Annotated in this window: 23 protein-coding genes; 18 read left to right on the top strand and 5 right to left on the bottom strand. The window is 51.6% G+C overall.

Annotated features, from left to right (window positions below; all coding sequences use genetic code 11):
* Window positions 1-104: 104 nt before the first annotated feature.
* From ACFOLF_RS08745 to ACFOLF_RS08715, 7 genes are all read left to right on the top strand, one after another.
* The gene (locus tag ACFOLF_RS08745) at window positions 105-992 is read left to right on the top strand and encodes a carbohydrate ABC transporter permease (RefSeq protein WP_210038043.1); all 888 of its coding nucleotides are present in this window, start codon (window positions 105-107) and stop codon (window positions 990-992) included.
* Window positions 992-1,825 carry a carbohydrate ABC transporter permease gene (locus ACFOLF_RS08740; protein ID WP_210038042.1) on the top strand — a complete coding sequence of 278 codons (834 nt, stop codon included), beginning with the start codon at window positions 992-994 and terminating at the stop codon, window positions 1,823-1,825. Before ACFOLF_RS08745 ends, ACFOLF_RS08740 begins: the two co-directional genes overlap by 1 nt.
* Window positions 1,826-1,922: 97 nt before the next feature.
* Window positions 1,923-3,713, top strand: a complete 1,791-nt coding sequence (locus ACFOLF_RS08735) for a cache domain-containing sensor histidine kinase (RefSeq protein WP_210038041.1) — start codon at window positions 1,923-1,925, stop codon at window positions 3,711-3,713.
* An 18-nt stretch (window positions 3,714-3,731) separates the two neighbouring features.
* Entirely contained in the window at window positions 3,732-4,514 is a 783-nt protein-coding gene (locus ACFOLF_RS08730; protein ID WP_210038040.1) for a response regulator, read from the top strand.
* Between the two features lie 6 nt (window positions 4,515-4,520).
* Entirely contained in the window at window positions 4,521-6,314 is a 1,794-nt protein-coding gene (locus ACFOLF_RS08725; RefSeq protein WP_379113992.1) for a glycoside hydrolase family 35 protein, read from the top strand.
* A gap of 29 nt (window positions 6,315-6,343) precedes the next feature.
* The gene (locus ACFOLF_RS08720; RefSeq protein ID WP_210038039.1) at window positions 6,344-7,495 is read left to right on the top strand and encodes a Gfo/Idh/MocA family protein; all 1,152 of its coding nucleotides are present in this window, start codon (window positions 6,344-6,346) and stop codon (window positions 7,493-7,495) included.
* 18 nt (window positions 7,496-7,513) lie between these two features.
* Entirely contained in the window at window positions 7,514-8,674 is a 1,161-nt protein-coding gene (locus ACFOLF_RS08715; RefSeq protein ID WP_210038038.1) for a trans-sulfuration enzyme family protein, read from the top strand.
* 447 nt (window positions 8,675-9,121) lie between these two features.
* Here ACFOLF_RS08715 and ACFOLF_RS08710 read toward each other — a convergent pair whose 3' ends face one another.
* Window positions 9,122-9,955, bottom strand: coding sequence for a phytanoyl-CoA dioxygenase family protein (locus ACFOLF_RS08710; RefSeq protein ID WP_210038037.1), 834 nt, complete (start codon window positions 9,953-9,955; stop codon window positions 9,122-9,124).
* Between the two features lie 115 nt (window positions 9,956-10,070).
* Window positions 10,071-10,919, bottom strand: coding sequence for an AraC family transcriptional regulator (locus tag ACFOLF_RS08705; protein ID WP_210038036.1), 849 nt, complete (start codon window positions 10,917-10,919; stop codon window positions 10,071-10,073).
* 192 nt (window positions 10,920-11,111) lie between these two features.
* Between ACFOLF_RS08705 and ACFOLF_RS08700 the strand changes: the two genes are divergently transcribed.
* Both ACFOLF_RS08700 and ACFOLF_RS08695 read left to right on the top strand, forming a co-directional pair.
* Window positions 11,112-11,705, top strand: coding sequence for a TetR/AcrR family transcriptional regulator (locus ACFOLF_RS08700; protein ID WP_210038035.1), 594 nt, complete (start codon window positions 11,112-11,114; stop codon window positions 11,703-11,705).
* 101 nt (window positions 11,706-11,806) lie between these two features.
* Window positions 11,807-13,291 carry a DHA2 family efflux MFS transporter permease subunit gene (locus ACFOLF_RS08695; RefSeq protein ID WP_379114103.1) on the top strand — a complete coding sequence of 495 codons (1,485 nt, stop codon included), beginning with the start codon at window positions 11,807-11,809 and terminating at the stop codon, window positions 13,289-13,291.
* Between the two features lie 218 nt (window positions 13,292-13,509).
* On the opposite strand, the gene ACFOLF_RS08690 is transcribed toward ACFOLF_RS08695, so the two are convergent.
* From ACFOLF_RS08690 to ACFOLF_RS08680, 3 genes are read right to left on the bottom strand one after another with little or no spacing between them, the layout of a single operon-like run.
* The gene (locus ACFOLF_RS08690) at window positions 13,510-13,821 is read right to left on the bottom strand and encodes a DMT family transporter (RefSeq protein ID WP_210038033.1); all 312 of its coding nucleotides are present in this window, start codon (window positions 13,819-13,821) and stop codon (window positions 13,510-13,512) included.
* Complete coding sequence (locus ACFOLF_RS08685) at window positions 13,821-14,159, bottom strand: DMT family transporter (protein ID WP_210038032.1); 339 nt, start codon at window positions 14,157-14,159, stop codon at window positions 13,821-13,823. Before ACFOLF_RS08685 ends, ACFOLF_RS08690 begins: the two co-directional genes overlap by 1 nt.
* The gene (locus ACFOLF_RS08680) at window positions 14,156-14,755 is read right to left on the bottom strand and encodes a TetR/AcrR family transcriptional regulator (RefSeq protein ID WP_210038031.1); all 600 of its coding nucleotides are present in this window, start codon (window positions 14,753-14,755) and stop codon (window positions 14,156-14,158) included. Before ACFOLF_RS08680 ends, ACFOLF_RS08685 begins: the two co-directional genes overlap by 4 nt.
* A gap of 217 nt (window positions 14,756-14,972) precedes the next feature.
* Between ACFOLF_RS08680 and ACFOLF_RS08675 the strand changes: the two genes are divergently transcribed.
* The 9 genes from ACFOLF_RS08675 (at window position 14,973) to fliB (ending at window position 26,273) form a co-directional block, all read left to right on the top strand.
* Complete coding sequence (locus tag ACFOLF_RS08675; RefSeq protein ID WP_210038030.1) at window positions 14,973-15,824, top strand: sugar phosphate isomerase/epimerase family protein; 852 nt, start codon at window positions 14,973-14,975, stop codon at window positions 15,822-15,824.
* Window positions 15,825-16,221: 397 nt separating this feature from the next.
* Window positions 16,222-18,003 (top strand): sensor histidine kinase, encoded by a 1,782-nt coding sequence (locus ACFOLF_RS08670; protein ID WP_210038029.1) that lies wholly within the window; start codon window positions 16,222-16,224, stop codon window positions 18,001-18,003.
* The gene (locus ACFOLF_RS08665) at window positions 17,981-19,603 is read left to right on the top strand and encodes a response regulator (protein WP_210038028.1); all 1,623 of its coding nucleotides are present in this window, start codon (window positions 17,981-17,983) and stop codon (window positions 19,601-19,603) included. The genes ACFOLF_RS08670 and ACFOLF_RS08665 overlap by 23 nt, the downstream gene beginning before the upstream one ends.
* Window positions 19,604-19,684: 81 nt before the next feature.
* Window positions 19,685-21,010, top strand: a complete 1,326-nt coding sequence (locus ACFOLF_RS08660) for an ABC transporter substrate-binding protein (RefSeq protein ID WP_210038027.1) — start codon at window positions 19,685-19,687, stop codon at window positions 21,008-21,010.
* A 99-nt stretch (window positions 21,011-21,109) separates the two neighbouring features.
* Entirely contained in the window at window positions 21,110-21,988 is an 879-nt protein-coding gene (locus ACFOLF_RS08655; RefSeq protein ID WP_379114105.1) for a carbohydrate ABC transporter permease, read from the top strand.
* 26 nt (window positions 21,989-22,014) lie between these two features.
* Window positions 22,015-22,848, top strand: a complete 834-nt coding sequence (locus ACFOLF_RS08650; RefSeq protein WP_210038026.1) for a carbohydrate ABC transporter permease — start codon at window positions 22,015-22,017, stop codon at window positions 22,846-22,848.
* A 149-nt stretch (window positions 22,849-22,997) separates the two neighbouring features.
* Window positions 22,998-23,861, top strand: coding sequence for a MerR family transcriptional regulator (locus ACFOLF_RS08645; RefSeq protein ID WP_210038025.1), 864 nt, complete (start codon window positions 22,998-23,000; stop codon window positions 23,859-23,861).
* 61 nt (window positions 23,862-23,922) lie between these two features.
* A complete protein-coding gene (locus ACFOLF_RS08640) occupies window positions 23,923-24,843 on the top strand; it encodes an NAD-dependent epimerase/dehydratase family protein (protein ID WP_210038024.1) in 921 nt (306 codons plus the stop codon).
* 197 nt (window positions 24,844-25,040) lie between these two features.
* Window positions 25,041-26,273, top strand: coding sequence for a flagellin lysine-N-methylase (gene fliB, locus ACFOLF_RS08635; protein WP_210038023.1), 1,233 nt, complete (start codon window positions 25,041-25,043; stop codon window positions 26,271-26,273).
* Window positions 26,274-26,333: the final 60 nt, after the last annotated feature.

The raw sequence follows: 26,333 nt of genomic DNA, 5'->3' as shown, positions 1-26,333 counted from the left end.
TTGGTTAACGGCTAGAACAGACAAAATGGATTATCGGTCCAGGCGGATAATCCATTTTGTTTTTTCCTCGCAATCCGGGCTATCTGCGAGAAAGAGGAGTGAGAATGATCAAAACTTTATCCTACAAGCATCAAAGAACGATCATTATCGTTGCGTTTCTGATCCTTCCCTTGGCGCTGCTTTCGGTTTTTTCGCTGTATCCGGCTATTTATCTGTTTTATATGAGCATGATGACCTGGGATGGATACAGCCCGGAGAAAACCTGGGCAGGCTTCAGCAATTTCAATGAGCTGTTTCATAATAAGGAAATACTGTCTGTTTTTCTGCATAACTTTGTCTATCTGCTGTGGGGGCTGCTCCAGAATGCGCTTGGTTTATGCTTCGCCCTGCTGTTGAATTCCAAGCTGCGCGGGCGCAATGTCTACCGGGTGATCTTGTTTATGCCTTATATTATGAATGGCGTGGCAGTTGCGTACATGTTCAATTATGTATTTAATTCCGAATATGGCTCGCTTAACACTTTATTGCATGCCGTGGGGCTCGATGACTGGGCGATCAGCTGGTTCGGGTCGGTGAAATTCGTCAACCATGTGCTGGGATTTATTACATTATGGAAATTCATGGGCTTCAATATGGTCATTTACCTGGCAGCGCTGCAGTCCATTCCTTCCGATATTATTGAAGCTTCACGAATCGACGGCGCTTCGCGCCTGCAGATTATCTGGCATATTATTCTGCCGAATATGGTGAGGGTCATTGAGCTGAACTTGTTCCTGACGATTATTGGCGCGCTTGAAGTGTTCGATCTGCCGTTCCTGCTGACCAAGGGCGGTCCGCTGGGCGCAAGCGACACCTATGTGACGAAAACCGTGGATACGGCCTTCTCGTTTAATAATTTCGGGCTGGCCTCAGCCATGAGTGTGAGTTTGATCGTGGCTGTTATTGTGATTCTGGGCGTTCAAAGAGCCGTTATCCGGAGGTGGGAGAAGTAATGAGCAGCAGACGATTTCAACCGATGGCCCTGATCAAGCACGCCTGTATCTGGGTGGCTGTGTTCCTGATCTTCTTCCCGCCGTATATTCTCGTTCTTAATGCCTTCAAGACCAAAGAGGAATTTACGCAGACGAGCGTATTCCAGCTGCCGAAAAATTTCTTCAACTTCGACAATTTTATGACGGTGCTGGAGCGGGCCAATCTGGACCGCGCTTATCTCAACACGCTGATTATTATTGTTGTGGCGGTCATCGGCAACGTGGCGCTCGGTACCATGGTTGCCTATATTCTGGGCCGCTTCGATTTCAAGCTGAAAAAAGTAATATTTGGCGCCTACATCGCGGTCTCCTTTATTCCAATGATCACGACGCAGGTGGCGACGTTCACGGTCATTAACAATCTGCATTTGTTCAACACGCTGTTCGCTTCGATTATTTTGCATCTGGGCACCGATGTGCTGCAAATCTTCATCTATCTGCAGTTTATCCGCAATATACCGGCTGAGCTGGATGAAAGCGCAATGATGGAAGGCGCTTCGCTGTTCAAAATCTACCGGACGATCATCTTCCCGCTGCTTGCACCGGCGACGGCGACTGTCGTCATTATCAAGACGATCAATATCTATAACGATATGTTTATTCCGTTTCTGTATATGCCGGATCAGAAGCTGGCGGTCGTCTCGACCAGCCTGATGAACTTTTCGTCCGAGCGGAGCACGGAGTGGGAACTTATGTCTGCGGCCATATTAATGATTATGGTTCCGATCATTGTTCTGTATCTGTTCTTTCAAAAATATGTGTTTGCGGGTATCGTGAGCGGTGCTGTAAAATAAGCAGTATTTCCAAAGGGCAAGAGTACTGTGCTCATGCCCTGGAATTCAGCTTAAGGGGGAACAGGGCATGCGCAGTCCGTTCAGGGGAAAATGGAAGATGAGAGTGGATAAAAGCTGGATCGCTTTCGCCAATCTGAGCATGCAGCAGAAGCTGCTGATCGTGTTCCTGTTCCTGGTTTCCCTGCCGATCATTCTGGTCAGCTACGCTTCTTATTATTCCTACTCGCGTTCCATCCAGACCAACACGGAAGCGTATGCTGCCGAAATCACGTCCAAAATGATGACAAAGCTGGATGATTACGTGACCGATCTCTACAATATGTCAGCGATGCCCCTTTATAATGAGGTATTCTTGCAGTGGCTGTCTCAGCCGGGCGTTGAACTGGACAAGCAGCGGTCCCTGGACTTATATGTGGCCAATCTGAACAAGATCAAACCCGATACCGTATCCGTCTATGTGTTCGACCGGTACGGCAATGTATTCTATAATATCAAATCCGGCGGCAAACGAAGCAATTTTGACGAAGTGAAATCCGTCTGGGAGAAGATAGCCGCAGAGGGCGACGGCCGGCCGGAGCTTGTGAGCACACAGGAAGTCGCCTCGGACCGTTCCCCCACCACTTATTACGCCTTCTCCGTCATCCGCGAGCTGAAAGGCACCTGGGATATGGAGCCGGTCGGCTATATTGTATTCGATACGAATATAAGCGCGATCAGCCGCCAGATTGAGAGTGCGGATGATGTAACCAAGGGGAAAACGCTGCTTGTGGACGAGAATAATGTGGTCGTGTTCGATAGCGAGAGGAAGCTGATCACGCATAATATCTCGAGCGACGAGAGCATCAGGCGGGCAGTCGATGATAAGGGGTCTTTTCAAATCCTAAAGGATGGCGAGCCCTATATCTGCACGTATGTCATCTCCAATCTGACTCATTGGAAAATGCTCGTCTATATTCCGCTGGAGGAAGTGACCCGGCAGGCATCGGTAACACGAAATTTCACATTGACGATAACAGCAGCGTTTATCGCCTTTGCCCTGTTTATTGCCATTGCCATCTCGTTCGCCCTTACGCGTCCCTTGCGCAAAATCAAGCTGCTCATGCAGGAGGTTCAGCGCGGCAACCTCGATGTCAGCTTTAATCTGAAATACAGCGATGAGGTCGGGATGCTGGGCCGGCATTTCAATATGATGGTTTCCCGCGTCCAGACCCTGATCGAAGAGGTGGAATTCACCCAGGCAAGGAAGAAGGAAGCGGAGTTGATTGCCCTGCAAAGCCAGATTAACCCGCATTTCATCTATAATACGCTTGAAATGATCCGCATGACGGCGGAGGTCAATGATGACGATGAAGTATCCGAGATGACCTATATTCTGGGCAAGCTCCTTCGTTACGGGGTCAATCACGCCAACCGCAGTGTCACGATCAGGGAAGAAATCGACCATCTGCAAAACTATCTGGCGCTCCAGAATATGAGGTTCGCCGACAGATACAAGCTGATTATTCATATTCCCGAAGATATTTATGCGCTGCCCTGCATCAAGCTGATATTCCAGCCCATCATTGAGAACGCGATTCATCATGCTTTCAGAGACAAGCCGGAATCCGGAACGATTCAAATCGCAGCAGCTCATGACGGCGAGGACATCGTGATTCATCTGTCCGACGACGGGGTAGGGATGAACGAACAGGCGTTAAAAATTCTCAGGGATCATATTTCAGGCGTCCAATTGATTGATTCGGGACGGGGCATCGGTCTGCGCAATATCAATGAACGCATCAAGCTTCAATTCGGCGAGCGTTACGGTCTGAAGGTCGACAGCAGAGAAGAGATCGGCACCATCGTGACCCTGCGTCTGCCTGGTTCATCAAGCAAGGATCTCAACTGACGAGCGGGGGGACGAGATATGTTGAATGTGATGGTTGTGGACGATGAGGAGCGCATTCGGATTGGCATTGAGAAAATATTATCCAAATATCCAGGCGAGCTCCATATTGCCGGTTCTTATTCCAACGGTCTTGAAGCTCTGGTCGGCATGTCGGAGATGAAGCAGGGGGAGCTTGATGTCATCATTACGGACATTGAGATGCCGGTCATGGACGGCCTGAAGTTCATCGAACAGGCCAAATTCAAAATGCCGGAAACGTTTATCATTGTATTGAGCGGCTATAACGACTTTGAATATGCCAGGCAATCGCTTCGCGGCGGGGCGGCGGATTATCTGCTCAAGCCGATGGACAAAAGCGAGGTGTTCCGGCTGCTCGGTCTGTGCGAGCAGAAGAAGCAGGCTGCAAGGGGAGACTCCGATAAGAGGATTCCATCTCCCGGATATGCCGCTTCAGGGATTGAGAACGGAGCGGTCGAACAGATCAAACGATTGATTGAAAAGGAATATAACCGCAATCTCGAGCTGAAATATATCGCTCAGAAGGTCGGCTTCAACGCAAGCTATCTGAGCAAAATCTTCAGTCTTGGTACGGGCGAGACCATCACCGATTACATCAACCGGGTGCGCATCGACAAGGCGAAGCAATTTTTGCTGGATCATCCGGGACTTAAGGTATATGAGATCGCCCATTTGGCCGGATACGGCGATAAAATCTATTTTCAGAAGCTGTTCAAGAAAATGACCGGCTTGACCCCGAGGGAATTCAGGGATCATGATGTCCTGCCGGACGAAGGAGAGTAGCGTAAAGTGGCCTTGTTTACAGCTGTAGGCAATCAATTTATGTACGATGGAAAACCGCTGCGGATCATCAGCGGAGCCTTGCATTATTTTCGGATTGTGCCCGAATATTGGCAGGACCGGCTATTGAAGCTCAAGGCATGCGGTTTCAATGCTGTTGAGACCTATGTGGCCTGGAATATCCACGAGCCGCAGGAAGGCCGCTTCTGCTTCGAGGGCATGGCCGATCTTGTCCGTTTCATCCGGTTGGCGGAGGAAACGGGACTGCATGTCATCGTGCGGCCAAGTCCATATATATGCGCGGAATGGGAATTCGGCGGCTTGCCGTCATGGCTGCTGCAGGACAAGAATATGATGCTGCGCTGCAGCTACCAGCCTTTCCTGGATAAGGTTGACGCTTATTATGATGTGCTGCTGCCGCTCTTGAAGCCTCTGCTCTGCACGAACGGCGGACCTGTTATCGCCATGCAAATTGAGAATGAATACGGCAGCTACGGCAATGATGCTGCCTATTTGAGTTATTTGCGCCAGGGCATGATCGACCGCGGCATCGATGTGCTGCTGTTCACATCGGATGGCCCCGAGGATTTCATGCTGCAGGGCGGCACGCTGCTGCCGGATGTGCTGGCAACGCTTAATTTTGGCTCCAAGCCGGAGCAGGCCTTCGCGAAGCTTGCGGAATACCAGCAGGACAAGCCGATGTTCTGCATGGAATACTGGAACGGCTGGTTCGACCATTGGGGAGATGAGCATCATGTCCGGGGATATGATGAGGTGGCGGATGTGCTGGACCGTATTCTGAGATCGGGAGCGTCCGTCAATTTCTATATGTTTCATGGCGGAACGAACTTCGGCTTCTATAATGGCGCCAATCATATCGACTTCTATGAACCGACCGTGACGAGCTACGATTACAATGCCATGCTCTCGGAATCGGGAGATATAACGGATAAATATAAAGCGATACGCGAGGTTATTCTGCGATATGTCGAACCGCCGGAGACCGAAGTTCCGGCTCAGCCGGCGAAGCGCAGCTACGGGGCGATCCGGATGACGGAGCAGGCGGCTTTATTTGAATCACTCCCGCAGCTCGGCGAGGCGGTCGGCAGTGCCTATCCGCAGACGATGGAGCAGCTCGGGCAGGACTACGGTTTTATCTGGTATGAAACGTTTATCTCCGGTCCCAGAAGCGGCTGCGAAATCATTGTGCAGGATGTTCATGACCGGGCGCTTGTTTATTTGAACAAGGAATACAAGGGCGTCATCGAGAGATGGGGCGCCAATTCCGCGAAGCTGGACATTCCGGCAGAAGGCGCTCTGTTGGGTCTGCTCGTGGAGAATATGGGTCGGATCAATTATGGCGCAAAGATGAAGGACCGCAAAGGAATCACGGAAGGTGTCAAAGCAGGCACGCAGCAGTATAATCAGTTCCTGTTCAACTGGAGCATTCAGCCGCTGCCGCTAAAGGATTTGTCTGCCCTTATTTTTAAACCGGTTATGGTTGAAGCCGATGCGGCGGATCGGGCCAGCGGTAATGGGACTGCAAGCGGTCCGCGTTTTTATCGTGCGAAATTCCTGGTTGAGGAGCGCGGAGATACTTTTCTGAAGCTTGCCGGATGGACCAAGGGAGTCGCGTATATCAACGGGTTCAACCTGGGCCGGTATTGGGATAAGGGACCTCAGCGGACGTTATATGTACCGGGACCTCTGCTTGTGGCAGGCGAGAATGAGCTTGTCATTTTCGAGCTGCAGGATGTCAGGGAGCCGGTGGTCATTTTGCAGGATTACCCGGAGCTTCATTAGAAGGGGGCAGAAAGGAGAGTGAGGATGCTTTGAGAATCGGAATTATCGGATACGGGACAAGAATGGATTATTTTTTGAACCGATTGCTGGAACTGGAGCTGGGAGCAGAGCTTGCGGCTGTTGCGGATATTGATCTGGCGAAGGCAAATACGCTCCTCACGGCAAAAGGCCTGGATGTAACCCGCATCGCCCTGTATACGGATGCGGATGAGATGCTGGCAGCGGAGAAACTCGATGGCGTCATGATCGGTACGCGCTGCACGCTGCATACCGCGATGGCAAAGAAGGTATTGGCAAAAAATATTCCGTTGTTTCTGGAGAAACCGGTCGCGATCACGCTGGAGGATCTGAAGAAGCTGCGCGCGGCTGCGCAGGCATCAGACAGCGAGGTTGTCGTTTCCTTCCCGCTGCGCTCCACGCCGATAGTGAAGCTGGTCAAGGAGATTATTGATTCCGGAAAGCTGGGCACGATCGAGCATATACAGGCGGTTAATAATGTGCCGTATGGAAGCGTATATTATCACAGCTGGTATAGAGATGAAGCGGAAACTGGCGGGCTGTTTCTGCAGAAGGCGACCCATGATCTGGACTACCTCAATTATTTGACTGGACTTCGGCCGCTGGAGGTCAGCGCCATGGAGTCCAAACGGGTATTCAAGGGCAGCAAGCCTGCCGGCTTGTTTTGCAGGGATTGCGGCGAATGGGAGACCTGTCCGGAAAGTCCCCATGTGCTGAAGCATTACAGCCAGGAGGAGATCACCGGGGAGATGTGCGCATTTGCCGAGGATACAGGCAACCATGATTCGGCCAGCATCATGATCCGTTATGAAACAGGCATGCATGCCGTCTATTCGCAAAACTTCTATTCGCGCAAATCCGCCGCCCTGCGGGGAGCCAGACTGATCGGGTACAAGGGCACCGTGGAATTCGACTGGTATCAGGACGAGGTGAAGGTGCATATGCATCATACGCCGAGAGTGGAAAACTATAAGCTGGCTGCGGCGAAGCTGCCCCATTTTGGCGGAGATTCGGCTTTGGCGCTGAATTTCATCCGCGTAATACAAGGGGTGGAGCAATCGCGAACCCCATTGGAGGCGGGAATCAGCAGCGCCCTGCTGTGTCTCAAAGCCGAGCAATCCGCTCGTACCCGCAGCTTCCAAAGCGTCGTATTGGAACAATAGTAGAGGAGCGGGAAGAACATGGCGGATAAGCGGAAGCTGCGAACGCTGGTCACTCACGATGATCATGATGAAAGACATCACGGGGCTGTACATGTCCCCGTATATAATACCAGTTTGTTTACGTTCGCCTCCTACGAGGAGATGGACCGCGCAGGAGCCGACCCGGCAGGGCATTACAGCTACTCCCGCGGGAATAATCCGTCGGTCGTCGAGCTGGAAGAGCGCCTCGCTAAGCTTGAAGACGGGGAAAAGGCCCGGGCATTCGGATCGGGCATGGGGGCGATAACGGCGACCATCCTCTCGACTGTCAGCGCCGGCGATCATATCGTATGCGTGGATCAGGTCTACGGGCCGGCAAAGGTATTTATGGGCGATTATCTGAAGCGGTTCAACATCGGGACAACCTTCGTGGACGGTACGAGTCTGGAGGCCGTCGAAAGGGCTATTGGAAACCATACGAAGCTACTTTATCTGGAAAGTCCCTCCAGTCTTCTGTTTGAGCTTCAGGACCTGGAGGGCTGCGCCCGGCTGGCGGAGAAATACGGATTAGCCACCGTGATCGATAATACATGGTCAACGCCATGCTTTCAGAATCCGCTGCAATATGGAATCGATCTGGTGGTCCATTCCTTGACCAAATATATAGGCGGACACAGCGATGCCATGGGCGGGGCGGTGATCGGAAGCGGGGAGCGGATCGACCGGATAAGCGGCAGTGAATTGGTGCTGCTCGGCTCAATCATGCATCCGCAGACGGCGTCTCTGATTATGCGGGGGCTGCGGACGCTGCCGCTGCGGATGGAGAAGCAGCAGGCAAATGGAGCGGCCGTTGCCGCGTATTTGGCTTCGCTTCCTTTTATCAATAAGCTGCATTATCCGGCTTTGCCCGGGCATCCCCAGGTTGAGCTCGCGCAAAAGCAGATGTCGGGCTTCGGCAGTCTGTTTTCTTTTGAGAGCGGTCACTCCGCAGAGAAGCTGAAGGCTTTTGCGGATGAGCTGCGCTATTTTCGCATCGGATTCAGCTGGGGAGGCTACGAAAGTCTGATTACCGTACAGCAGGCGGCATCCGGTTCGCCGCGGGCGGGCGTTCCGGTTGTGCGGCTGTATATTGGACTCGAGGATCCGGAAGATTTGATTGCCGACTTGAGCAGAGCTTTTCGCTTATGCGGTTTCCAGTAAAGCGGCGTGGCAGCTGGATATAAAACATAAACAGCCATTTCGGACTCGTGAGGAGCCCGGAATGGCTGTTTATTGTTGATAGATCAGCAAGGACTGCCAAAGGACGGCGAGGCCGTTTCTTCTTGAAATATAAGAAAGTATAAAATTCCTCCATACTTTGCTTATATTTCTGATAGAAGAAACCTGCTGAGCTTCCAAAGAACAGCAAGTTTCTTCTTGACCTTATAGAATTTATAAGTTTTCACGCCTATAAATTTCTATAAGGTTTGAGAGAAGAAACTAACGATGCCGCCAAAGGACGGCGCCGCCGTTTCTTCTTGACCGCAAATGTTCAAAACAGCAATCGATAAGAAATGACTCTGGATTTTGTATGTTAAGGTTAAATGGTTTCACCCTCTTTTGCGCCGTACGCTGGCAGCTGGCGCGCGATGCGAAAAAATGCGGGGCCTATCTCCTGTACAAAACCGGGAATGGGTCGCCGGCGAACAAATCGCCGTCCTGGCCGCCAAGGAGCGCCACATTCATATGATTGTCGCCTCTGGTGCCTGCCTTGTAACGCGTATCGCCTGTCATCAGATGGACTGCCAATGATCTGCGCGGCTTGTCGGTCGTATTGGGGCCGCTGCCGTGGATCGTCAGCGCATGGTGGAAGCTGACCTGCCCGGCCTTCATGATCAGCGGAACGGTGCGGAATTGCTCCCCCTCCGGCAGATTGATCTGCTCCTGCTGCTTCTTCATGTCCTGCTCGAAGAAGTCATTGACATTGACCAATCCCCACCGGTTGCTGCGGGGAACGACCTGCATGCAGCCGTTGGACAGATCCACATCGTCAAAGGCTACCCAGGCGGTAATGAGCGACGGCTCAGCCGCTGCGCGCCAATAGGAGTAGTCCTGATGCCATCCGACATTGGCGGAAGGCCGCTGACCATCCCGGGGACGGCCCGGCTTGTAGAGCAGCTGATCATGCCACAGCGCAATGGCGTCCGCTTTCATCAGAAGCGCGGCTATATGGCCGATAAGCGGATCAGCTGCAAGACCGCGGAGTACGGGATCAGCCCAGTGGGAATTGTCGGTTTTCCGGAGGACGTTGCCATCCTCCGGCTTCCAGTAGCCATGGTGCGGTGCGCGTCCGGTTTCGAAGATGCCGTTGTGGACCAGCTCCATATGCGCCCGAAGCTGCCCCAGTCTGTCATCATCAATGATTTTAGGCGATATCCAGTAACCGTTCTCATCAAAAAAGCGTTGGTCCTCGGCCTGCGGCAAAATAAGGGTATCGTTCATGAATGCTGTCTCCTTTACGAAGCGGATTGGCTTGCTCAGGTACAGTTTAACTGCTTTGCCGGGTCGGGTCTTTACGGGATATCTCCTTCTATTTAACGTTTTTCGTCATTTCATTTCATGTACTTTTCCTTGGCTGTTTGGCCGCCTGCTGCCGATAGGCCAAGGGGGAAATGCCCGTAAGGCGCTTGAAGAAAAGGCTGAAGTGATGAATTCCGCCAAATTCCAGCCGCTCGGCGATGGCCGTCACGGAATCATTGGATTCCCCCAGCCAATATTTGGCGCGGTCCAGACAGAGCGAGCGGATGTAATGCCCCAGCGGAACTCCCATGCATCGCTTGAACTCCCGTTCCAGATGGGTTCTGCTCAAGTGGACCTTATTGGCCAGCTCGCGGACATCGTGATGGAACCGGACGTATTCATGCAGATGGGAAAGCACGGTTTTAACCGCAGGCGTGACGGTTCTGGGATGATGACCGCCGGAGCCGTCTCCTTGATAAGCGCGAATGACGGAGACGAGCATTTGCAGAAAATAACCCTGTACGATCACATTGGCATGCAGCTGCTGGCCGTTGATTTCATCAAAAATATGATCGCAAATCCGTTTCACGGCACCGGAAGTGTCCTTGACCACCCGTTTTACACCCAGCTCGATATAATCGAGCTCCACCGAGCGGAGACCGTCGATCTGGAAGCCGAGATAATAAAGCCTGTAGGGCATGCGGCCGCTCGCCGCTCCCTGATGGCGTTCCCCGGGCTTGGTCAGAAACAAATCGCCGGCTTCCACCTCATACAGGAACTGGTCAATGGCGAACCAGCCTTCGCCCTCGTCTACATAACAGAGCTCGAAATGATCATGCTCATGCTTCTCGACATCCCAGGACTGGCGGGAGACTATTCCAATATAGGTCAGACTTTCGAAAAGCGAACGGAAAGGCAGTTCCTCCCGAACCTCATCCTGCTCCAATATCGTTCATCCTTTCTCCGGAAAGAGGGCCAAGCTTGATCAATCGTTAAAAATCCGACTTATCGTATAACTGAAGTATAGCCGATCATTCACCGTCTGGCACTATAGGAAGCCCATGAAAAAAGGTTGACATCTTCATCGATGCACGGTTAAATTAAATAGACCGTTCGCTATAATTCTGGAGGTTAGCCGATGACAAGCAAACAAAACTCGCGTGAGGGCATTTTGGAGACGGCATCCAAGCTGTTTTTTACACAAGGCTATCATGCAACGGGTTTAAATCAAATCATTAAGGAGAGTGAATGTCCCAAGGGCTCATTGTATTATTATTTTCCTGCCGGCAAGGAAGAGCTTGCCCTGCAGTGCATTGCTTCGGTAAAGGAGTTTGTCGTCCAAAAATGGAGAAATTATTTTGCGGCAAATGAGGGGCCAGCAGAGGCCATCCAGGCCTTTGTCCTGGAAATAGCCGATGAAGCGGAAGCGACGAATTTCGAAGAATTTATGCCCTTCAGCTTCTGGGTATCGGTGGAAACCTCCTCCATAAGCGATAAACTGAGGGCTGCCTGCCAGGATGCATTAACGCAGTGGCAGTCGGTTATTGCAGAGCATCTGGCACAGTCCGGCATCGAGCGGGGCAGCGCGGCGGAGACGGCAACGGTGATCGTTTCTCTGGTTGAAGGAGCATTAATACTGGCACAGACGAATAAGGATAAAACGCCGCTCCTTACAGCCTCCAGGTACATCCCGTTTATCGTTCACAAATGCGCGCAGCGGACTTCGGAATGATTTTGCTGCAGACCTTGGAGTCAGCTATGGCATCAAAGCAACAAACAATAAAAACATAGAGATAGATATGAATGGGAGAATGAGGAAACATGGAAGCAAGCATGCCGACAGGTTCAACAAAGATAGACCCCGGTCAAACGTTTAAAGTTATCCCGATTATGGTTTCCCTGCTGCTCAGCGGATTTATCGGATTGTTCAGCGAAACGGCGCTTAATGTCGCCCTCAGCGATTTGATGCAGGTGCTCAATATTACGCCGGCAACCGTCCAGTGGCTGACGACAGGCTATTTGCTCACATTGGGAATTCTCGTTCCCGTTTCTGGCCTGCTTCTGCAGTGGTTCACCACAAGACAGCTGTTTGTGGCATCGCTTCTGTTCTCCATTCTGGGGACGCTGGTTGCGGCGCTTTCAGGCTCTTTTGAAATACTGATGGTTGCAAGGGTTCTGCAGGCGATTGGAACAGGTTTATTGCTTCCCTTGATGTTTAATACGATCCTTATTATTTTCCCTGTTGAGAAAAGGGGAGCGGCTATGGGTATTATCGGCCTAGTAATTATGTTCGCTCCTGCGATCGGCCCGACATTTGCCGGACTGCTGATCGAGAACCTGAGCTGGCACTGGATTTTCTGGCTGTCGCTTCCGTTTCTGCTGATCGCGCTTGCCTTCGGTATTTTGTATATGCAGAATGTTTCGACGATCACCAAGCCCAGATTTGATATTACATCGATCCTGTTCTCGACGCTTGGCTTCGGCGGCATCGTGTTCGGCTTCAGCAGCGCGGGTGAGGGTGAAGGAGGCTGGGGCAGCACCAAGGTCATCGTTGCGATGGCGATCGGAATTGTGGCGCTGCTGCTGTTTGCGCTTCGTCAATTCTCGATGAAGCAGCCGATGATCAACCTCCGTGCGTTCAAATATCCGATGTTTGTTGTCGGGGTATTGATGGTATTTATCTGCATGATGGTGATTTTGTCCTCTATGCTGATTCTTCCGATGTATTTGCAGACAGGAATGTCCATGTCCGCTTTAACGGCCGGCTTGATCCTGCTGCCGGGAGGAATTATTAACGGTGCATTGTCGCCGGTCATGGGGCATTTGTTCGACAAATACGGCCCGAGATGGCTGGTCATTCCCGGACTAATTATCCTCGCAGTCGTGCTCTGGTTCTTCGCGGGGATTACAGCGGCATCTACAACGGCGCTGATCATCGTGCTGCATTCCTGTCTGATGATCGGCGTCGCGATGGTATTCATGCCTGCCCAGACCAACGGTCTCAATCAGCTGCCCCGCGAGTTCTATCCGGATGGAACGGCGATCATGAACACCCTGCAGCAGGTTGCCGGTGCAATCGGCACGGCGCTGGCGGTCAGCATCATGACAGCGGGTCAAAAGAAATTCATGGAGTCGGCGGCGGATCCCTCTGAACCGGCTGCAGCTCTGGGAGCGTTGACTGCCGGCATACAAAATGCCTTTATATTCGCCATGGTTGTGGCGATTATCGGACTTGTCATTGCATTATTTATCAGACGTGTAAATATACAAAAGGAAAGCCAAACGGTGAATGTGAAGAAAGAGACACGCAGCGCATAAGCCAAGGCGTTTTAATTTTATTTCCCGGGAATTAATTATTCTCATTTATGCGGTTCGCTTACGGGCGAGCCGTATTTTTTTATCCATCAGAAAGTATAAAATTCCACCTTACTTTGCTTTGCTTATATCTCTGCGGGAAGAAACTAACCGCACCGCCAAAAGGACGGCGATAGCCGTTTCTTCTTGTTGGATCAAGCTTTATACAACAGGCAAGCTCTTCAGGAAACCAGCTTCAATCCGACAGTCGAACCTATAATCATGGCGATAAAGAGCAGCCGGCGCCATTCTTTGTTTTCGCCGTACTTGAACATGCCAAGCAGAGTGGCGCATACGGTGCCGAGCCCTGTCCAGACGGCATAAGCCGTACCCATCGGCAGAGTTTTCATCGCAAAGGACATCAGATACAGACTGCAGCCGAATAACAAAAACAGATAAAGAGCAGCGTCCCACTTTTTCATCGTGAGGCGTTTGATATTGATCACACCGAAGATTTCCAGAAACCCGGCCAAAATAATTGCAGCCCAAGCCATTATGCAGCCTCCTTCTTCGGATTGTCGCCGGTGACGAATTTCAGACCGATGACTCCGGCCAACAGGATCGCGACGAGAATGATTTTTGATAGTTTAAAAGGTTCATGGAACAGCAGGATCTCCACGATTACCGATCCGCCCGTCCCAAGGCCGGTGAAGACAGCATAGACCGTCCCTACCGGCAGCTTGCTGCTGGATACAATAATGGCGACAAAGCTGATCACGATGATCGCGCCGGTACCGATCCATTCCAGAGGAGAATCGGAATATTTGAGGCCTGAGACCCATACCACCTCAAGCAGGCCGGCGAAAATCACATAGATCCAATACCGATTCATGATGTCAAATCCCTTCCGGTTTGGGAAGTTACTCCCCGCCAATAAATGAGCCACGCTGCCTGCACACGCTTGCCGTAACGCTCGGGCCCGCCGTATATCAATTCGATGATCGCTCCGTCCACAAGCGTTATATAAGCAACCGCGGCTTCTTCATAGTCCGTGCACAGGAATGTTCCGACTTGATGGGACTGCCTCAAGTAGGAAATCAATTTGCGCTGCATCCCGTCAATGAACGGATTGGCGATATCCGCAATCTCCTGATATAGCTTGTCCGGAGGGAAATATACCATGCGCAGCAAGCACTTGGCGGCGTCATCCTGCTCGTACTCCTGCCGGATCCATCCAAACAATCCATTCAAAATGTCTTCCACAGGCTCACCATTGCGGGCCTGGAAATATTCCAGTATCCGGCGCTGCACGGTATGAAAAACATCCCGCACAACATGCAGGAACAAGTCGTCCTTACCTTTATAGTGCGCATAAATAGACGGCTTCTTGATGCCAACCTCATCGGCAATCTGACTCAGGGAGGCCCCCTCATAGCCGCTCCGGGCAAAATGGGAGAGCGCAGCCTTCTGAATATTGAGCTTGCTCATAAAATCACCTTCCTAACGGTCGTTAGGTAATGTTCTCATAACTCTTTTTTGTTGTCAACAGGCACAAAGAACGAGTGCTTATTCTGCTGCAGGCTCTCGATGACGGCTGGAAAGTATGATACGCTCTCTATATAACAGCATCAATGACGCAGCTTGGGAGCGGATGGATGCATTTTTTAAGATGTTCAAGAAACGATTTGTCAGGAGGAGATATTAGGTGAAAATCGGTGTCAGCACGTACAGCCTGTGGCAAGCGGTCAGGAAAGGCGAAATGACAGTGCTGGATGTCATTGACTGGATTGCCGCCGAAGGCGGAGAGCATGTGGAAATTGTGCCGCTTGGTCTTGATTTTGCGCAAACGCCGGAGCTTGCCGGACAAATCGTGGAGCGCGCCAAGGGAGCGGGCATTGCGATTTCCAACTATGCGGTAGGGGGCAATCTGGCTGCGCTTGATGACCAGGCCTTCGAGCAGGAAGTCCGGCGTTTGAAGGGGGAAGTGGACATTGCACGCAGCCTTGGCGTCAAGCTGATGCGCCATGATGTCGCTTCGCATCCGGATACATCCATGAGCCATTTTCTGAAGCAGCTGCCGCGGCTTGCGGAGGGCTGCCGGCAGGTCGCGGATTATGCGGCCCGGTTCGGAATTACGACAAGCGTGGAGAATCACGGCTATTTTATCCAGGCAAGCGATCGTGTGCAGGCGCTTATTCATGCGGTGGACCGGCCAAATTTCAAGACAACGCTGGATATCGGCAATTTTATGTGCGCGGACGAGGATCCGGTATCGGCGGTGAAGAAGAATCTCCCTTATGCTTCCATGGTGCATATTAAAGACTTCTATCTCCGCCCCTCATACCGCGATCCCGGCGAGGGCTGGTTCAAGACAGCGTCAGGCAATTTCCTTCGCGGCGCCATTGCGGGTCAAGGCGACATCGACATTCCGGAGGTGCTGCGAATTGTGAAGGAGTCCGGCTATGACGGATATATCTCCATAGAATTTGAAGGCATGGAAGAGTGCCGGACCGGCACCCGCATAGGGCTGGGCAATGTGAGAAGACTGCTGGCCTAGAAGGCTTGTGATTTTCTGAAAGAGCATTATGTCAGACTATTTCACCATGCTTTTAGACGGAGGTATAATAGCATATACTTGATATAAGTTTAATAGTAAGAAATAGAAACAGGCGTGCTTCCAAAGCGCGTCTGTTTCTATTTGTATGGAATTCATCGAGTCAGGATGGGGCTTGCCTCCAACTTGTTTACCTTAAAATGGCACCCAAAGAAGGGGGATATCCCGCCTGTGGCGAATTAAAGGGTCAATCCTTAGCGATGAGGTGGTGACGAGATTTGTTTTTAACCCAGTCGTCCTGCCCATGGTTTTTTTGCTATGGAAATTTACAATCAGAAGGGAGGTAAAGCTCCAAAGCTGTAAGCGGATAATCAAATCTGGCAGGAAAGGATGAATCCTCATGCGGTTTCGGTTTCGGCATCTGCAATCGATCGTTATTCAGCTGTTTTTGTTTTGTTTTATCGGCATGACGCTTCCTGTACTTGTAATGGGCTTCCTGTCCTATAACAAATCCTCGGCTATTGTGGAGGAGCAGGTCAGCAAGGTGGCGTCCCTTACCATCACGCAGGTCAGCGACAAGCTGAATCTGTTCTTCAAGAAGCTTGACGACTCCTCCATGATGGTGCTCAACAGCAAGCTCATTCAGGAGGTATTGGAGCAAAAGCCGGAGACCACCCCATACGAACTCAATGAGATGGTGAAGAACGGCAAAGAGCTGCTGACATCCATTATGATCAATTCCACGGAAATTCTCGACATCTACATCTTCGATGTAAAACGCAACAACTCCGTGTTCAGCGGAGACTCTCTCATGTCCGTCCCCGATCAATGGGATTCCGACTGGTATGAAGCCATTCTGAAGGCGAACGGCAATACGGTCTGGTTCGGACTTTCGCAAACCTCGTACCTGAAGAAAACGGAAATGGGCTTTCCCGTATTCGGGTTGGGCCGCGCCATCCGCAGCTGGGAGACGGGGGAGATCATCGGCGTGATGTTCTATGAAATCATGGCCGATCTGCTCATTGACGAGCTTGATCGTGTGCAGTTCGGCGATACCGGCTATATCTATGTGACCAATGACGAGAACCGTTATTTCTATCACCCCGACCCGGCGGAATACGGACAAGCCTCAAGGATCGAGCTGCCGGAGAAGATGCGGGAGAGCGATAGCGATAAGAAGAAAACGCTGGTTATTCCCGAGAAACTGGATAACGGCTGGCATGTAGTCGGTGTTGTTCCGCTGAAGGAGCTGACCGCAGACTCTGCCAGTATCCGCAATTTTACGCTCTGGATCGCTTTGGGCTCCATCGTGCTTGCTGTCGGCATGGGGGTATTCGGAATCCGCAAAATCGGCAATCCGCTCGTCAACCTCAGCCGGCTGATGAAGAAGGGCGAAGCCGGGGATCTGACGGTCAGAAGCGGTCACATCGGACGAAACGAAATTGGCCAGCTGGGGCGCAGCTTCAACAAAATGATCGGACAGATCGCGCTCTTGATCGAGCGTATCTCGGAAGAGGAATCGGAGAAGAAGAAGGCGGAAATCCGCGCTCTGCGCTACCAGATCAATCCCCATTTCTTGTACAATACGCTGAACTCCATTCGCTGGATGGCCAAGCTCAACCGCACGAATGATGTGGATAATGCCGTTACGACGCTTGTTCAGCTGCTGGAAGGGAGCCTGGAGCGGGGAGGCGTATTCGGCACCATCGGCGGTGAGCTTGAGCTGCTGGAGAAATATATGATTATCCAGGAGTACCGGTACGAGAACAAGATTGAGCTGTATACAGACTGTCCGGAAGAGCTGCTCGACGTTCCGATCCCCCGCATGCTGCTGCAGCCGATCGTGGAGAATGCCATCTTCCACGGGATTGCTCCCAAGGATGAGAAGGGGACGATCGCCATCCAGGTGCAGCAGCTGGGAGAGGATCTGCTCATCCGGATCAAGGATGACGGAGTCGGCATTGACAGGGAGCGGATCAGCCAACTGCTGATCAGCAGCAAGGAGCGTACGACGAAAGGGATGACGAGCATCGGGCTGCGGCATGTGGATCAAACGATCAAGCTGTATTACGGTAATGCCTACGGGGTAAAAGTGGCCAGCGGAGAAGGGGAAGGCACTTCGGTGCTGATTACGTTCTCGCGGAGAAAGGAGGATAAATATGTGCAGAGTGCTGCTCGTTGACGATGAATTCATGGCCAGGGCCGGACTTCGCGCCACGTTCGATTGGGAGGGAAACGGCTACCGGCTGGTGGGCGAAGCCGCAAACGGCATGCGTGCGATGAAGTGGCTCGAGAACGGGGAAGTGGATATTCTGATTACGGATATCGCCATGCCGGTGATGGACGGACTGGAGCTGACGCGCCGGGCGCGGGAGCTATGTCCCTGGGTCAAGGTTCTGCTGCTCAGCTGCCATAGCGATTTCGATTATGTGCGGGAAGGGATCAGGCTGGGCGCGTCCGATTATATCCTGAAACCGACATTGAACGCCGATTCGCTCAAGACGATTCTGGACCAGATGCGCGTGAAGCTCCGGGAGGAGCAGGCGAACCGGGAGCTGCTCGAGAAGTATCGGGACAAGCAGCTTGCCGAGCAGCAGGAAGAGCTGGAGAAGCTGTTGATTAAGGCCGTTCACGGCAATGAGGAGGCCTGCGCTTCGCTGATAGTGAATCTGACGGATATTCCGCCTCGTTACGGCATGGCTGTTCTTCAGGTTCATGGCATCAAGCCGCATTCTCTGGAGTCTGAAGTCCGGCTAAGCCGGGAGATTGGATCAATGAAGACCCTTTTGTATGAAAGGCTGGAAGCTCCTGCCGCCGCCGCAATCCACCCGGATCTGCTGATAGCGGTTATTCCTGAGCGGATATTGTCAGCGGGGCGGGCGGAGGAGGTTGTCGGCCAAGCCGTCCGGGGCGGGGAGCTGGCCGATGATGTGTATGCGGCTGGGATCAGCCGGCTGCATGGGGATTTGCGGGAGCTTCAGGCTGCTTTTGCGGAAGCGCAGCAGGCGCTCGAGGATACATTCTTTTACGGTCCGGGCAGCATCGTGATGGCAGAGGAAAGGCCTCAGCCAGCTTGCCAGCCTCTTCCCGATCATGGCGACATTATGCATCTGCTCAAGGAAGCGCTGGCTGTGGAGAATCATTCCGAAGCCTTGCTCCAGCTGAAGCGGATCACCGGCCATTGGAGCCGCCAATTCAAGACGAAGCAGCAGGTCATTGTTGAAGCCGAGCAGCTGCTCAGCCTGCTCATGTTAAGCAAGCATAACAATACGGCGATGGTGCATCATATCCGCAAGCTTAGCAAGCTTGATTTTGCGGCGGATATTGCGGAGCATGTGGAGGCCTGCTTTAGCAGCATGCCGGTGACGAATGATTCCGGAATTCCGGACACCACGCTTCACGGTCGGATTGTGATGCAGGCGGTGCAGTTCATGACGGAGCATTTCACCGAGGCGATTTCCCTGCAGCAGGTGGCGGATGAAGTCAATGTCAGCCGGAATTATTTCAGCGAAATGTTCAAGAAGGTGACGGGGAAGAACTTTATCGATTATCTGATTGCCCTGCGAGTCAACAGGGCCAAGGAGCTGCTGGCGGAGTCAACGCTGAGAGTCTATGAGGTCGCGGAGCAGTCGGGCTTCAACGACGTCAAGCACTTCAGCAAGCAGTTCAAGAAAATTGTCGGACTCTCGCCGGGTGAATATCACGGACAGCCCCATAAACCGGGAGGACAAGCAAACAGCGGAAAACAAGACACGTTATCGGAACAAAACCCGTTTTCTTGAAAATTCTCGTATTTTATAATAAAAGCGCTTCCATTAGTAGAAGTGGCGGCATGGGTAGACAATTTAAAGGAGGAATTCGTAATGAAAAAGCAAAAATGGTCGCTGCTGGCTCTTGTTCTTACTCTATCGATTCTGCTGCAGGCTTGTGCGGCAGGCAATGAAGAAGCTCAGACCGAAGGGGGAAATACAGCGCCGCCCAAAGGGGAGAAAGTAAAAATTACCTGGGCGACATGGGGGAATCCTGGCGAATTGACAAGATTTCAGGAATTTACCAAGGATTTTAACGCCAAGCATCCCGATATTGAAGCCGAGCTTATTCCGATTCCCGGCGAATACGATCAGAAAATCCTAACGCAGCTTACGGGCGGCAAGGCGCCGGATATCTTTTATGCGGGTGATGCCTTCATCGTGAAGCTGATTGAGAATGGCAGCATTGAAGAGCTAACACCCTTGATGGAAGTGTCGGACAGCACGCTGAAGAAGGAGGATTACTACGAAGGACTGTGGGGCGCAGCGCAGCGCGACAACAAAATTTACGGCATCATGGTGGACTGTAATCCCATGGTTCTCTGGTATAACAAGAAGGTGCTGAAGGATGCAGGAGTCACCGATATGCCTGCAGATCTTCAGGAGAAGGGCGAATGGACGTGGGACGCATTCAAGCTGATGACCGAGAAAATCCGCACAACCGGCAAATACGGCTATGTGCTGGATAATTCCTGGAACAGCACCCACAGCTGGGTAACCGCTAACGGCGGTAAAGTATATGACGAGTCTGGAGCCTATGTCGGCAACTCCGATCCGAAAGCAAAGGAAGCCTTCCAGTTCCTCTATGATAACGTGAAGGCCAAAAATATTACTTTCTCAGGTACACTTCCCAAAGGCCAAGGCGGCGATGCCATGTTCATGTCCAATCAGGTCGGATTTGTCGGGGCCGGACGCTGGTACCTCCCGCTGTTCAAGAAAAATGCCAGTCTCGAATATGACGTGGTAACCTGGCCGACCAATACAGGCAACAAAATTGAGCCAGCCGGTATTCCCACTGCTTATATGGTGTTGAATAAAGCTTCCAAGCAAAAAGAAGCATCCTACAAGTTCCTGACGGAGTTCGTCAGTAAAGAAGGCCAGATCTATCGCCTGCAGGGCGGCGGCAACGCTGTTCCGTCCGTCAAAGGAGCGGACGATGTGGTGCTGGAAGGCAATCTGCCGGAGCATGCGAAGCTGTTTCTCGATGCACGGGAAATCGGTTATGCGCTGACGCCTGCCGAAGCCGGCATTCCAGGACTCAGCACGGACATTAACTCCCGTTTTGAAGCGCTTTGGCTCAAGAATGAGGATCTGGATACGGCCATGCAGGAGATTCAGGATCTTGCCAACAAAAAAATCGACGAATATAAGAAGAAATAAGGCCAGCAAAAGAAAGTTGGGATGACGATGGATGTGAATACCAGGCAAACACAGGCAGCAGGCACCATAAGCCCGGAAATTGGCCCGCACCGGCAGCCCTTGAACAACAAGACGACGGACGGCTTCTGGGGATACTTCTTCATTTTCCCGCAATTCGTCGGGCTGCTCTGTTTCTCGCTGCTTCCGCTCATTATGGCATTTGTGCTGAGTTTGATGAATTGGGATGGCTTCGGAGAGCGGTCATTTGTCGGATTGGATAACTTTATCTCCCAATTCAAGGATGAAGAATTCCGGATCGCCATTGTCAATACGCTTTATTACACCCTGCTGACGGTGCCGACCGGCATTCTGCTGGCTCTGCTCGTCGCGATCGGACTCAACCGGGTAAGGGGAAAAGTGCTCTACCGGCTGATCTATTTCATGCCGAACATCACGATGTCGGTTGCGGTAGCCGTCGTATTCATGTGGTTGTTCAACGCGGATTTTGGGCTCATCAATCTGTATTTGAAGGAATGGTTCGGGATCAAAGGGCCGATGTGGCTGACGGATACGCATTTTGTTATGCCGTCCATTGCTATGCTCAGCATCTGGATGGGGCTTGGCGGCAATATGGTGCTGTTTCTTGCGGGTCTGCAGGGCATATCGGCAAGCTATTATGAAGCTTCCCAGATTGACGGAGCAAGCAAGTGGCAGCAGCTGCGCCATATTACCATTCCTTTGATCTCGCCGACCACCTTCTTTGTTACCATCATGTCGATCATCGGTTCCTTTCAGGTATTCGACCAGTCCTTCGTCATGACCTCAGGAGGGCCGGCCAAGGCCAGCTATACCATTGTGTTCCATATTTATGAGACAGCGTTTGTAGACTTTACATTTGGCAAAAGCACGGCGGCGGCGGTAATCCTGTTTCTGATCATTTTGTCGCTGACGCTGTTTCAAATGGGCATATCCAAACGCTGGGTGCATTACGAGGACTAATAGATTCGGTAAGGAGGAGCAGCGATATGCAGCTAAAAGGCTTCCGTATTTCCACCCTGGCGCTCCATCTTGTGCTGATTCTGGGGGCTTGCGTGATGGCACTCCCTTTCGTCTGGATGGTGCTTAGCGCGCTGAAGGATTTATCGCAGGTATTCATCGTGCCGCCGAAGTGGATTCCAAGCCCCTTTGTCTGGTCCAACTTCAAGGACTCTCTGACGGCGCTGCCGTTTGGCCGGGCATACTTCAACAGCTTCTATATTAATGTGATCGTCGTTCTGTCGCAGCTGCTAACCTGTTCCATGGCCGCTTATGCGTTCGCCAAGATCCGTTTTCCCATGCGAGAGCCGCTGTTTCTGATGTTTCTGGCCACCATGATGGTTCCTGGACAGGTTACGATTATTCCGCTGTATCTTATAATGAAGAACATCGGCTGGCTGGATTCCCATCTGTCGATCATTGTTCCCTCTGCTTTGCTGAATGCCTTCGGGGTGTTTCTCCTCCGCCAGTTCTTCAAGGGCATTCCCAAGGAAATGGAAGAGGCGGCTATCGTGGACGGGGCCAACCGATGGACGATTTACTCGCGGATTATGCTGCCCTTGATCAAGCCGGCATTGTCGGCATTGGGGATATTCACCTTCCTCGGCATGTGGAACAACTTCTTTAATCCGTTGATTTTCCTCAACAGCCCGGATAAGTTTACCGTTCCGATGATGCTCAACCTGTACAGGGGCATGTACGCGACGGACTGGACCCTGATGATGGCGGGAGCAGCGATCGCGCTTATTCCGGTGCTTATCGTCTATATCATCGGGCAGCGGTATATTATTGAGGGCGTAACGCTTTCGGGCATCAAAGGCTGAAGTTTTAAATCGCAATCGGAAGCAAGGGGCCCTCACGGGGGCCCCTTTTCCGGTTTCCTGCAGCTGATTTATTAGGATGCTTGATTAAAGGGAATTCACCGTCTAACATGAGAATCATACCAGTTATCACAAAAGGGGAGTTAAGCGCCATGCGTCATGATCAATACTATTCCATCGGCCAGGCGTCGAAGATTTGCGGCATCTCCGTGCAAACATTACGTTTCTACGACAAGATCGGTTTGGTGAACCCTGGTCATATTGACCCCTCCACCGGTTATCGCTATTACGCCAATTCCGAGATTCTCGTGATTAAAATAGTTCAGGATATGAAGGCGCTGAATTTCTCGCTTGATGAAATAAAAGCAGCCATGACCAGCGACAGTCTGGATGGCCTGTTGGAAAAGCTGGAAGCCAAGCGCAGGCAAACGGCAGCAGAGATTGAACAATTAGCGAGAATTGTAGAATCGATAGATAAGCGAAAGAATCAGATCGGATACCTCCGAGAGCTGGGGAGCGGACTTAAGAATCTTGATGTGCTTGTGGAGTTGAAACGGCTTCCCGATCAATATATTTTGTATGATCGAAGGAGATCGGCTTGCGGCATGGAGGCTTCGATTGTTCAGTTTACTGAACTGTTCCAAAAAGCCGAAGCCTGCGGGTTGGTCCCGAACCGGCTGCTGACCATCTATCATGAGAATATCATGACCTTCGACCGCAATGATTCCGATCTTGAATTTTGTATGTCTACCGATTTTCCCGGAGCTCAAGTGCCGGAAGCTTATACCCGGATTATTCCCGGAGGCGAATATATCACCGCACTCTACTGCGGAATTCCTAACGAGGAATCCTGCAAGCGCGTCTATCTTAAATTGGTGGAATGGATGGAGAGGAATCACTATAAAGAGAGTGGTCCTTCTATGGAGCAGTATCTGGTGGATATGGCCCAAATGATGAAGCCGGATGAATTTATCGTAGAGCTCCAAATACCTGTACGAAAAGTATTGACCCTATAGCTGCTATAGGGTTTATTCTTTTTTTGACCAGTCCAACAGATTTAAGGAGGAGGAACATACGATGAATGTAATACTGGGAACGGGACCGCTCGGCATGTCCGTTATGAGAGAGCTTGCCGCTTGCGGGGAACCGGTCACAATGGTCAGTCTAAGCGGGAAAGCGGCGGTTCCATCCGGAGTGCGCGTGCTGAAGGCGGATTTCATGAACAAGGATCAGACCAAGGCGATTATGAAACAAGCGAAAGTCGTCTTTCAATGTGCGCAGCCTCCGTATCAGAAATGGGAACATATGTTCCTTTCTTTCCAGGATCATATTGCCGCCGGCGCTATGGACGCGGGAGCGAAGCTTGTCGCTGCCGAAAATGTATATATGTACGGGCAGGCAGGCGGAATCATGCATGAAGGGCTGCCATACGCCGCCGCAACAAGGAAAGGAAGGGTCCGGGCGGAGATGTCCCGCCGGCTGCTGCAGCTGCATCAGGAGGGCAAGCTCCAGGTGGCAATGGGAAGAGGGGCGGATTTTTTCGGGCCGGACGTCCGCAGCTCGTCGGTGGGCTTGCGGTTCTTCCAATCCATCGTGAAAGGGAAACCATGCACCGTCCTGGGAAATCCCGATAAGAAGCACACATATACGTTTATTGACGATTTTGGCAAGGCGCTTGTCGCATTAAGTCGGGATGAGGGCGCATTCGGGCGTGCCTGGCATGTGCCGAATGCTGACACTGTCACGACACGGGAGTTTGCCGCAGCCGCCTATCGGCTTGCGGGATTTCCTGCCGCTATCCGGTCCATGGGCAAAGGTATGCTTCGATTAGGCGGGTTGTTCCTGCCGGAAGCGCGGGAAAGCATCGAAATGCTGTACCAGTTCGAGCAGGATTTTATCGTGGACAGCAGTTCATTCACCAAACGGTTCGGCTTGGCTGCCACGCCCTTGGAGAACGCATTGGCACAGACGCTGGCATCCCCTCAATTAAGAAGATGATCGACAGGAGAGTGTGCTAGTTTACAAATTATGGCGATAAATGATAAAGTGAAGAAAGCCGATGAAGCAAAAAAAGATCAACAGTACATGCGGAATGCCCTGTTTGGGGCATTCCGTTTTTTTTCACCGCATCAAATGATCCCGGGCAGCCGATATATGAATTAGACAGGATCATGAAAGAGAAGAGGCAGTTCAAAATGGGCATGACAAATAATCAGACAGCCGTCCCTCACTATTTGAAGCAATTCTCGTGCATCGGCAGCAGCTGCGAGGATACCTGCTGCGCCTGGTGGGGCATCAGCATCGACAAACAGAGCTATAACCGCTACCAAACGGTAAACCACAGCGGGATGAGAAATAAGCTGAACGACCATTTGACCGTCAAAAAAAATGGCAGTGCCCAGGATTACGCGGAAATGCAGCTGAACCCCGAAACCGGGAACTGCTCCATGCTGGATGGGGGATTATGCACCATTCAAGCGACATTGGGGGAAGAGTATCTGTCGCAAACCTGCCGGACGTATCCGCGGGTCGTGAATCAGGCGGGGGCTGCGACGGAGATGTCTCTGCAGCTCTCCTGTCCGGAAGCGGCCAGAGTCATTTTGCTGGATCGCCAGGCGATGGATTTTGAAGAAGCGTCCCCGGGAGATCCGGGCATACTTGCATTCAGGCATGTAACCAGCAGCGGTCATAACGAGAAGAAGCGTGATTATTATTTGCCGCAGATTCGCGGGATGATGATGGAAATTATCCGCTACAGGCAGTTCAGCCTGCCGCATCGTCTGATCCTGCTCGGTGTGTTCTGCGATAATGTCAACCTCATAATGGAGGAGAAGAAATTCAGGGATATTCCCGCTTTCCTGCTTGAATTCCGGCATGAGGCTGCCCACAACGAAGAGCTGCTGGATTATAACGTTTTTCCGGTCGATCCCGCTTTTCAGCTGCAGTACCTGAACAACTGCTTGATGGGGGTTCTGGAGGATACGCTATGGAATACCCGGTATCGGGAATGTATGAATGATTATACGAGGGGGATGAAGGCCACAGACGCATCGCTGGAATCGATTCTGGATGTATACACGGAATCATATGAACAGTACACCGCCCCTTTTCTCGACAGCAATCCGCAAATATTGGAGAACTATATATTGAACGCCATCTACAGCCGCGTACTGGGCGAGATGTCGCAGGGCATTCCGGTTTTTGACTGCTACAGGATGCTGATTCTTGATTTTGCCATGATTAAGCTGCATCTTATCGGTATGGCCTCTTATCACAAGGAGCTTTCCAGGGAGCTGGCGGTCAAGCTGATCCAGTCCTATACCAAAAATTACGAACATGCTTCCCTGTTTCATAAGAAGATACTGGATGATTTGAGAAAGAAAGACTATGCTAGTCTGGGATATATGTGTCTGTTTATCAAAAATTGAGCCCATTCTCCGCTGAATATGTCATATGAGGGAATCCATTTCTTAATGCCAAAGCCTTAT

This window comes from Paenibacillus sepulcri (assembly GCF_042647105.1).
GTDB classification, from domain to species: domain Bacteria; phylum Bacillota; class Bacilli; order Paenibacillales; family Paenibacillaceae; genus Paenibacillus_Z; species Paenibacillus_Z sepulcri.
The sequence above is the reverse complement of the archived record's forward strand: the minus strand, read 5'-3'. Positions and strand labels throughout refer to the sequence as shown.

Bases quoted from the DNA above. Each gene is read 5' to 3' on its own strand.
- ACFOLF_RS08745 (WP_210038043.1), top strand. From the start codon at position 105: ATGATCAAAACTTTATCCTACAAGCATCAAAGAACGATCATTATCGTT.
- ACFOLF_RS08740 (WP_210038042.1), top strand. From the start codon at position 992: ATGAGCAGCAGACGATTTCAACCGATGGCCCTGATCAAGCACGCCTGT.
- ACFOLF_RS08735 (WP_210038041.1), top strand. From the start codon at position 1,923: ATGAGAGTGGATAAAAGCTGGATCGCTTTCGCCAATCTGAGCATGCAG.
- ACFOLF_RS08730 (WP_210038040.1), top strand. From the start codon at position 3,732: ATGTTGAATGTGATGGTTGTGGACGATGAGGAGCGCATTCGGATTGGC.
- ACFOLF_RS08715 (WP_210038038.1), top strand. From the start codon at position 7,514: ATGGCGGATAAGCGGAAGCTGCGAACGCTGGTCACTCACGATGATCAT.
- ACFOLF_RS08710 (WP_210038037.1), bottom strand. From the start codon at position 9,955: ATGAACGATACCCTTATTTTGCCGCAGGCCGAGGACCAACGCTTTTTT.
- ACFOLF_RS08700 (WP_210038035.1), top strand. From the start codon at position 11,112: ATGACAAGCAAACAAAACTCGCGTGAGGGCATTTTGGAGACGGCATCC.
- ACFOLF_RS08695 (WP_379114103.1), top strand. From the start codon at position 11,807: ATGCCGACAGGTTCAACAAAGATAGACCCCGGTCAAACGTTTAAAGTT.
- ACFOLF_RS08690 (WP_210038033.1), bottom strand. From the start codon at position 13,821: ATGGCTTGGGCTGCAATTATTTTGGCCGGGTTTCTGGAAATCTTCGGT.
- ACFOLF_RS08685 (WP_210038032.1), bottom strand. From the start codon at position 14,159: ATGAATCGGTATTGGATCTATGTGATTTTCGCCGGCCTGCTTGAGGTG.
- ACFOLF_RS08680 (WP_210038031.1), bottom strand. From the start codon at position 14,755: ATGAGCAAGCTCAATATTCAGAAGGCTGCGCTCTCCCATTTTGCCCGG.
- ACFOLF_RS08670 (WP_210038029.1), top strand. From the start codon at position 16,222: ATGCGGTTTCGGTTTCGGCATCTGCAATCGATCGTTATTCAGCTGTTT.
- ACFOLF_RS08665 (WP_210038028.1), top strand. From the start codon at position 17,981: ATGTGCAGAGTGCTGCTCGTTGACGATGAATTCATGGCCAGGGCCGGA.
- ACFOLF_RS08660 (WP_210038027.1), top strand. From the start codon at position 19,685: ATGAAAAAGCAAAAATGGTCGCTGCTGGCTCTTGTTCTTACTCTATCG.
- ACFOLF_RS08650 (WP_210038026.1), top strand. From the start codon at position 22,015: ATGCAGCTAAAAGGCTTCCGTATTTCCACCCTGGCGCTCCATCTTGTG.
- ACFOLF_RS08645 (WP_210038025.1), top strand. From the start codon at position 22,998: ATGCGTCATGATCAATACTATTCCATCGGCCAGGCGTCGAAGATTTGC.
- ACFOLF_RS08640 (WP_210038024.1), top strand. From the start codon at position 23,923: ATGAATGTAATACTGGGAACGGGACCGCTCGGCATGTCCGTTATGAGA.
- fliB (WP_210038023.1), top strand. From the start codon at position 25,041: ATGGGCATGACAAATAATCAGACAGCCGTCCCTCACTATTTGAAGCAA.